Below are 8,626 nucleotides of genomic sequence, written 5' to 3' on the forward strand. Positions count from 1 at the left end.
GCAGGTTCCTACGCGTTACTCACCCGTCCGCCGCTCGTCAGCATCTAGCAAGCTAGATCTGTTACCGCTCGACTTGCATGTGTTAAGCCTGCCGCCAGCGTTCAATCTGAGCCATGATCAAACTCTTCAGTTTAATCTTCAAGTGTCATCCCGAAGGACAACTAAATTTGTCTCAAGTAAAACTACTGTAATTACAATAAATGAATTCACAGAACGTTGACTTGATAATCTCTTAATAGCATCCAAAAACTTAATGTCTTCAGTGCTTTACGTGACATCATCTCAGTCAGCGCCCACACGAATTGCTTGGCTAATTTTTAAAGATCGTTGCTTGATGACCGTTTCCGTTCCCTCAAGCGAGGCGCGTATTCTACAGAGCCCCAGTTGATTGTCAACACCTTTTCTTAACTTTCTGAATTTAATTTCCTAAGCAACTAACTTATTGAAATCAAACTCAAAATTAGGTGTTAACTTCTCGCTTATTTCCAACCCTTTTGAAGGGCCTTCCCTCAAGCGAGGCGCGAATTATATAGATCTTAATTCGCCGGTCAACTACTTTTTTTGATCTTTCTGATTTTATTTTTGAGCTCGTTTTCGACACTTATATAAGCAACAAAAACTTCTCAAAAATCACCAGAAACAAAGATCAAAAATTACGCTAGAAGACCTTCACTTCTCACCTCAATTTCGACTCCCCTAGGTGTCTCCCTCAAAGCGAGCGCGCATTATAAATATCTCACTTTGGATAGCAAGCGTTTTGCCATAAAAAAGTCGTTTTATTTTAAAGAAAGCGTCAATTGATCAACATGCATACGATGCGATTATTTATTGATCACTTTAGATTTCCAAGCAAGCAGAACATCTAACCTAAATGACATTAGGGCAACGAGAATAGTGAAGTAGACGAGCGCCTCAAAGTAATCAGCTCTTAACTGCCAATAGACATGAACGACTACCAAGAACGTCGCTAGATATACCCAACGATGCAGACGCTTCCATTTCTTTCCTAATTTTTTAATTGCCGCGCGAGGAGAGGTCACTGCCAAAGCTAATAGAATCAGGAACGCCAACGCACCAACAATTACGTAGGGTCGTTGATACAAATCTTCTATAAAATTTCTCCAATCAACGAGAAACATACCGTAGCTCAACACATGCAAGCAGGCATAGAAGAAAACCGACAACCCAAGCATACGGCGATATTTAACAAAACTAGGAAGCACCTTGAATTTACTTAGCGGCGTGACAGCTAATGTCACAAACAGCACAATAAGCGAGGTTTTCCCCAAGAACTCTACTAAAGCTTTCGCCGGCTCCGCCCCAAGGTTATTAACCACCAATCTATATACGATGTATGGCAGTGGAGCTAAGCAAGCAATAAAAATAAACCACCAACGCATCAAGTGAGCAGTTTTTGCATTCATAATTAGTAATTCTTCTTCAGATCCATCCCAGCGTAGAGTGATGCAACCTGCTCTTCATACCCATTAAACATCAAGGTATCGATACGATTTGGACTAAACAAAGAGTTAGGTAATCGCCTCTCTGTCTTTTGACTCCATCTAGGGTGATCAACGTTGGGGTTTACATTGGAATAAAAGCCATATTCACTTGGCCCCGCTTTCTCCCAACTCGTTCGTGGTCGTGTCTCGCTAAACGAAATTCGAGCTATGGACTTTATGCTCTTAAAACCATATTTCCATGGGACAATCAGTCTTAATGGAGCACCATTTTGATTTGGCAATTCCTTGCCATACATTCCCACAACCATCATCGTCAGAGGATGCATTGCCTCATCCATGCGCAATCCCTCAACGTATGGCCAATCAATCGAAGACGTAAATGATCGAACACCACGCATCTCTTCTGGTCTATTTAGCGTTTCAAATCGAACATATTTGGCTGAAGGGGAGGGCTGAAATTTATTTAACAGCGCAGACAACGAAAAGCCCACCCAAGGAATCACCATGGACCAAGCCTCCACACATCGGAAACGATATACCCTTTCTTCCAACTCTAAACCCTTTAGAACATCTTCAAGGTTGTAGGCACCAGGTTTATCCGTCAATCCGTTCACAACAACCGACCAAGGCTTAGTCGTCATTTCATGCGCATACTTTGCCGGATCAGACTTGCCTGTTCCAAATTCATAGAAGTTGTTATAGGTGGAAGCTGTTTCATATGGAGTAATCTTTTCGTCAGGAGCGTAGTTTACAGAGGGAAGGTTTTGAAACGCCGACGCATCCACTGACGCAAACAATGAGGAACTTGGGAGTAAACTTGTAGCACCTGCTGCTGCAGATAGAGATAAAAATTTTCGTCGATTTAAGTATGCAGATTCGCTAGTTATTTCTGAAGATGCGATATCTGACGAGGACCTGATTTTTATAAGCATAACTAAAGTTTTCCGTAAATTCGTCAACGTTGAGTTTATGCTGAGACGGTTCCTCGTCTAAAAAGTGCCTTTACGCTTCTTTTTTTCTCAGTCTGCGCAATACACTTGAAAAAGGACCTGATGCAGCATAGATAACAAAACCTAACAACAACACAAAAGACGGCTCCAACGCGACGACAGCGAACACCGCCACCATAATTAAAACCGCTGTAAACGGGACACGGCGCTTGAGATCGAACTCCTTAAAGGAGTTGTACAGCACATTACTCACCATCAACACACCGGCACTTGCAACAAACAGCATAGTAACCAAGGTCAATAATGTTCCAACTTCTGCATCATGGAACACCCAAACCACGCCAGCCACCAAAGCTGCTGCCGCAGGACTTGGCAAACCAACAAAATAACGCTTATCGACCGACCCTATCTGCGTATTGAAACGAGCAAGCCTCAATGCAGCACCCGCGACGTAAATAAAGGTTGCAATCCATCCGATCTTTCCTAGCGTCTGCAAACTGAAAGTAAAAGCAACAAGAGCAGGAGCGACACCAAAAGCCACCATATCAACGAGGCTGTCGTATTCCGCACCGAAATCGCTTTGCGTGTTGGTCATACGCGCAACGCGACCATCTAGACCATCCAACACCATGCATACAAATATTGCGATCGCCGCATTTTCAAAGTTGCCATTCATCGCCGCAACGATTGCATAGAATCCCGAAAACAACGAAGCAGTTGTAAACAGGTTAGGCAACAAATATATGCCTTTACCCATACGCGACTTTGGTTTGTCCGCTGACGACTCAGTCTCCGACTTAATATTGTCGGCCCCAGACTCGTGCAATGCACTTGTAGTATCTTGATTATTCTTTGACTCTTCGCTCATGACTTCTCAGCATATTCTGCGTACATAAAAAAACGGCCTGCAAGGATAATCCTTGCAGGCCGTTTAGTGTAGCGTTAATTAACAAAAACGCTTAGTTCTTCTCTTGATCAACGATCTTGTTAGACGCAATCCAAGGCATCATTGCACGAAGCTTAGCACCAGTCTCTTCGATTGGGTGAGCTGCGTTATTACGACGATATGCAGTCATAGATGCATAGTTAGTCGCACCTTCTTGGATAAACATCTTGGCGTACTCACCATCTTGAATACGCTTAAGTGCATTACGCATCGCCGCACGAGATTCATCATTGATAACCTCTGGACCGGTAACGTACTCACCGTACTCAGCGTTGTTAGAGATTGAGTAGTTCATGTTCGCGATGCCGCCTTCGTACATAAGGTCAACAATTAGCTTAAGCTCGTGCAAACATTCGAAGTAAGCCATTTCTGGAGCATAACCCGCTTCAGTCAATGTTTCGAAACCAGCTTTAACAAGTTCAACCGCACCACCACAAAGAACAGCTTGCTCACCAAATAGGTCAGTTTCAGTCTCGTCTTTAAAAGTTGTTTCGATGATACCAGTACGACCACCACCAACACCGCTTGCGTAAGAAAGTGCTACATCTTTTGCTTGGCCAGACGCGTCTTGGAAGATCGCGATAAGATCTGGGATACCGCCACCCTTAACAAACTCTGAACGTACAGTGTGACCAGGCGCCTTAGGAGCAATCATGATTACGTCAAGGTCAGCACGTGGAACAACTTGGTTGTAGTGGATTGCGAAACCGTGAGCAAATGCAAGCGTACCGCCTTGCTTGATGTTTGGCTCGATCTCTTCTTTGTAAAGAACAGACTGGAATTCATCAGGAGTAAGAATCATTACTACGTCTGCACCAGCAACTGCTTCCGCAACAGGCTTAACGGTTAGACCGTGAGCTTCAGCTTTCGCTACAGAAGAAGAACCTGAACGTAGACCAACAACAACGTCTACACCTGAGTCGTTTAGGTTACATGCGTGCGCGTGACCTTGTGAACCGTAGCCAATGATTGCTACTTTTTTACCTTGGATGATCGAAAGATCACAATCTTTATCGTAATAAACTTGCATGGTTTTTCCCCGCTATCTCTCTACCTTCAACTTAAAGAAGGCAAACTAAAATTAAAATAAAATTTAAAGGCTAAGAACTTTCTCGCCGCGCGCAATACCTGAAACACCGCTGCGCACTACTTCTAATACAATTCCTTCCGGCAACGCTTTAATAAATGCGTCAAGCTTTCTGCTGTCTCCCGTAACCTGAACGGTATACACAGTGCTATTCACATCTACAATTTGCCCTCGAAAAATATCTACCGTACGTGACACTTCACCACGCTGAGAGCCAACTGCCTTCACTTTAACAAGCATCAACTCTCGTTCGATATGACTACCTTCAGTCAAATCAACCAACTTAACGACTTCGATCAACTTATTTAGCTGCTTTGTAATCTGCTCGATAACCTTGTCAGACCCCGTCGTTGTGACAGTCAAACGGGATAAGGATTCATCATCAGTTGGCGCCACGGTAAGCGTTTCAATGTTGTAGTTACGCTGAGAAAACAAGCCAACAACACGCGACAATGCACCTGGCTCGTTTTCAAGAAGGACAGAAATAATACGTCTCATTATGTTCTCTCCGTCTTGTTCAACCACATGTCATTCATCGAACCTTTTGCAATTTGCATTGGATACACATGCTCTAAAGGATCAACATAAACGTTGATAAATACCAACTTGTCTTTCATTGCGAACGCTTTCTCTAAGGTAGACTCTAATTCGTCTAGCTTATTGACCGTCATACCCACATGACCATAAGACTCAACCAACTTAGTAAAGTCAGGCAATGAGTCCATGTAAGAATGAGAGTGACGAGATTCGTAATTCATGTCCTGCCATTGCTTAACCATACCTAGAGCTTGGTTGTTCAATAGCAAAACTTTCAAAGGAAGGTCATATTGCTTACACGTTGATAGCTCTTGAATATTCATTTGAATAGAGCCTTCACCGGTAACACACACAACTTCTTCATCAGGATGAGTCAGTTTAATACCCATTGCCGCAGGCAAACCAAAGCCCATCGTCCCCAAACCGCCAGAATTGATCCAACGATTAGGCTTATTGAACTTATAGTATTGAGCCGCAAACATTTGGTGCTGACCTACATCAGAAGTTACGAAGGCATCGCCTTTCGTAACTTTGTGCAGCGTTTCGATTACATGCTGAGGTTTGATCGAATCTTGCGTAGATGCATCATAGCGACCGCCATGAAATGCTCTCCAGCCATCAATTTTTTCCCACCAAGCCGACAAGGCTTCTTGATCAGGCGTTCCCGCCAACTCATCTAATGCAGCATGAAGATCAGTTAGAACCGAATCTACCGGCCCTACGATTGGCACATCAACCTTGATAGTTTTTGAAATATTCGCCGGATCGATATCCACGTGAACAATGCGCGCGCCAGGACAGAACTTATCCGTGCCATTTGTTACGCGATCATCGAAACGTGCACCAATTGACACAACCAAATCAGAATGGTGCATTGCTTGGTTTGCTTCATAAGACCCATGCATGCCAAGCATGCCTAGACTATGCTCGCCCGTCCCCGGATAAGCACCCAAACCCATCAAGGTGCAGGTCACTGGGTAATTCAACCGCTTGACCAAATCCGTCAACTGCTGAGTTCCGCCACCTATAATGACACCACCACCCGCATATATAACTGGACGCTTAGCATTTAAGAGCATCTCAGCTGCTTTTCGAATTTGACCTGAATGACCACGCGTTGGCGGCGAGTATGAGCGAAGCTTCACTTTCTTCGGATAGCTATACTCAAAACGCTCGTTTGGTGCTGTCATATCTTTTGGGATATCGATTACAACCGGGCCCGGTCGACCAGATTCAGCAATATAAAACGCCTTTTTAATCGTTTCAGGAATTTCTGAAGGATGTTTGATCGCCATGTTGTGTTTCACAACTGGACGCGACACACCCATCATGTCTGTTTCTTGGAAAGCATCTTCACCAATCAATGTTGAAGGTACCTGCCCACACAAGACAACCATAGGAATAGAGTCGGTAAACGCTGTTGCGATACCTGTAATCGTATTCGTTGCACCTGGACCTGATGTAACTAATACAACTCCCGCTTTACCTGTCGCACGCGCATAGCCATCAGCCATATGGACTGCTGCTTGCTCGTGACGAACTAATATATGTTTAACTTTATCCTGTCGAAACAACGCATCATAAATATGAAGCGCAGCTCCACCTGGATATCCGTAGATGTACTCAACGCCTTGGTCCGCAAGGGAGTGAGTAATCATATCGGCGCCAGACAATAGCTCCACGATATTTACCTTTAAATAATACAGTTAAATTTGGAAGCTTAATCCGAGTAATGCTCGCTTCTTTTGGAAGCGTTTTCGATGCAACTTTAGCAAGTTGAATTTACTTATTAAGGCGGGGAGTAACGCCTATGAAAACAGTCATGCTTTTTGGACTCTTCTCAAATTCAAATAAGTAATGTTGCCGTCGCAACATATTAACTTGCTGGGGGGATAAGAAAACCACTAGGAAAGGCCTCTACAAACTACCCCGGATCTAAGCGACCTGCAATTCTGACAGCGAATTACATATAGTCAATATCTGTGCGTTTTTTTTGACCAATAAAACGCACTTTCTGCACAAAAAACTTGTTTTCCGCTGCTTTAGTTTATAGTTAAGCCTACAAGTAAATGATTTTCATATAATTCAGGCATTTTTTATGGACAAACATCGCAACAAAAAAAGACTGCTCTTTATCGCCCTATTATGTTCTCTTAGCACACTAGCTTATGGACAGATTTATAAGTGGACGGATGAGCAGGGGCGCGTCCACTACTCTGACAAAAAGCCTGAATCCAACAAACAAGTGTCAGAAGTAAAAGTTCAAACAGGAAAAGGCTTACCGGCCCCAAACAAGAGCAATTCACCAGCACCAAACACGCCAGAAAAAGAACAGGCACTTCAAGAAAAGGCTGCGCAACTTTCACAAACTACAGATAAAAAAGCGCCACGGGATGACAACAAGTGCGCCGCAGTAAAAGAAAATCTGTCTAGAATGGTTGACGGCGCTCGCTTACGGATAAAAGAGAACGGCCAAATGCGTTACATGACCCCAGAAGAAATCGCAGATAAGCGCGCATTATCGCAAACCTATCTCGCAGAGAATTGTTAAAGAAAAGGCAGCCAATTGGCTGCCTTTTTATATCGAGCTTAATGAAAGACTAAGTCGTCCCCACTCACAGACACAGTAATCACGCTTCCCGGCACAAACTCGCCCGCTAATAACATCTGAGCAAGCGGATTCTCTACGCGACGCTGAATAGCGCGTTTGAGAGGACGCGCCCCGTAAACGGGATCAAAGCCTGCATCAGCAAGTTTAAGCAATGCCTCTTCTGAGAAGGACAAACTTAAATCTTGTTCTCTCAGTCGAGCCTCTAAGTTTGCCAACTGAATTTTCGCAATCCCCTGAATTTGATCAGCTGCCAAAGCATGGAAAACCACGACTTCATCAATACGATTTATAAATTCAGGTCTAAAGTGCGCAGCAACTGATTCCATCACAGCATCTTTGATTTCATCATACTTCGCTTCTACATATCCTGAACTTTTCGCCTGAATGACATCTGAACCAAGATTCGAAGTCATCACAATCACCGTGTTACGAAAATCAACCGTTCGTCCCTGCCCATCGGTCAAGCGCCCGTCTTCAAGTACCTGCAATAGGATATTGAATACATCTGGATGCGCCTTTTCCACCTCATCCAACAACAATACCGAATAAGGTTTTCGTCGTACCGCCTCAGTGAGGTAACCACCTTCTTCATAGCCCACGTAACCAGGAGGAGCACCGATTAATCGCGCGACCGAGTGCTTCTCCATAAACTCAGACATATCGATACGAACCATTGCTTCTTCAGTATCAAACAAGAAGTTTGCCAAAGACTTGCACAACTCAGTCTTACCCACGCCTGTTGGCCCAAGGAATAGGAAAGAACCATTCGGTCGATTCGGATCAGACAAACCTGCGCGAGAACGACGTACCGCATCAGCAACCGCATTAACCGCTTCTTGCTGCCCTATCACGCGCTCATGCAAAGCATCTTCCATACGTAATAGCTTTTCTTTCTCGCCTTCTAGCATTTTCGAAACAGGAATCCCTGTCCATTTCGAAACCGTCTCGGCGATCTCTTCCTCTGTCACGCGGTTACGTAACAAGGTCATACCCACCATCTCCGCCTGGCTCGCCATGTCTAACTGACGCTCT

At 44.2% G+C, this 8,626-nt stretch carries 8 protein-coding genes and 1 rRNA gene; 1 reads left to right on the top strand and 8 read right to left on the bottom strand.

The window, feature by feature from the left end:
* From A3762_RS05330 to A3762_RS05360, 7 genes are all read right to left on the bottom strand, one after another.
* Positions 1 to 133: ribosomal RNA gene (locus A3762_RS05330) — 16S ribosomal RNA — on the bottom strand; the annotation flags it as partial.
* Positions 134 to 821: 688 nt separating this feature from the next.
* Positions 822 to 1,424 (bottom strand): sulfite oxidase heme-binding subunit YedZ, encoded by a 603-nt coding sequence (locus tag A3762_RS05335; RefSeq protein WP_068754426.1) that lies wholly within the window; start codon positions 1,422 to 1,424, stop codon positions 822 to 824.
* A gap of 2 nt (positions 1,425 to 1,426) precedes the next feature.
* Positions 1,427 to 2,395 carry a protein-methionine-sulfoxide reductase catalytic subunit MsrP gene (gene msrP, locus A3762_RS05340; RefSeq protein ID WP_068754428.1) on the bottom strand — a complete coding sequence of 323 codons (969 nt, stop codon included), beginning with the start codon at positions 2,393 to 2,395 and terminating at the stop codon, positions 1,427 to 1,429.
* Between the two features lie 70 nt (positions 2,396 to 2,465).
* On the bottom strand, positions 2,466 to 3,281 hold the full coding sequence (gene pssA / locus A3762_RS05345) for a CDP-diacylglycerol--serine O-phosphatidyltransferase (RefSeq protein WP_082868950.1): 816 nt from the start codon (positions 3,279 to 3,281) through the stop codon (positions 2,466 to 2,468).
* Positions 3,282 to 3,372: 91 nt separating this feature from the next.
* On the bottom strand, positions 3,373 to 4,389 hold the full coding sequence (gene ilvC, locus A3762_RS05350; protein WP_068480374.1) for a ketol-acid reductoisomerase: 1,017 nt from the start codon (positions 4,387 to 4,389) through the stop codon (positions 3,373 to 3,375).
* A 63-nt stretch (positions 4,390 to 4,452) separates the two neighbouring features.
* Positions 4,453 to 4,944, bottom strand: a complete 492-nt coding sequence (ilvN, locus tag A3762_RS05355) for an acetolactate synthase small subunit (RefSeq protein WP_068754430.1) — start codon at positions 4,942 to 4,944, stop codon at positions 4,453 to 4,455.
* Positions 4,944 to 6,665: an acetolactate synthase 3 large subunit gene (locus A3762_RS05360; RefSeq protein WP_068480367.1), complete on the bottom strand. Its 1,722-nt coding sequence runs from the start codon at positions 6,663 to 6,665 to the stop codon at positions 4,944 to 4,946. Before A3762_RS05360 ends, ilvN begins: the two co-directional genes overlap by 1 nt.
* A gap of 416 nt (positions 6,666 to 7,081) precedes the next feature.
* On the opposite strand from A3762_RS05360, the gene A3762_RS05365 reads away from it, so the two are divergent.
* Positions 7,082 to 7,534: a DUF4124 domain-containing protein gene (locus A3762_RS05365; protein WP_068502711.1), complete on the top strand. Its 453-nt coding sequence runs from the start codon at positions 7,082 to 7,084 to the stop codon at positions 7,532 to 7,534.
* Positions 7,535 to 7,572: 38 nt separating this feature from the next.
* On the opposite strand, the gene A3762_RS05370 is transcribed toward A3762_RS05365, so the two are convergent.
* Positions 7,573 to 8,626, bottom strand: a 1,054-nt coding sequence (locus A3762_RS05370; protein WP_156493260.1) for an AAA family ATPase, incomplete at its 5' end; no start/stop codon positions are given.

Source organism: Oleiphilus sp. HI0125, assembly GCF_001635355.1.

Excerpts from the sequence above, each read along its gene's own strand:
- A3762_RS05335 (WP_068754426.1), bottom strand. The coding sequence starts at position 1,424 with ATGAATGCAAAAACTGCTCACTTGATGCGTTGGTGGTTTATTTTTATT.
- msrP (WP_068754428.1), bottom strand. The coding sequence starts at position 2,395 with ATGCTTATAAAAATCAGGTCCTCGTCAGATATCGCATCTTCAGAAATA.
- pssA (WP_082868950.1), bottom strand. The coding sequence starts at position 3,281 with ATGAGCGAAGAGTCAAAGAATAATCAAGATACTACAAGTGCATTGCAC.
- ilvC (WP_068480374.1), bottom strand. The coding sequence starts at position 4,389 with ATGCAAGTTTATTACGATAAAGATTGTGATCTTTCGATCATCCAAGGT.
- ilvN (WP_068754430.1), bottom strand. The coding sequence starts at position 4,944 with ATGAGACGTATTATTTCTGTCCTTCTTGAAAACGAGCCAGGTGCATTG.
- A3762_RS05365 (WP_068502711.1), top strand. The coding sequence starts at position 7,082 with ATGGACAAACATCGCAACAAAAAAAGACTGCTCTTTATCGCCCTATTA.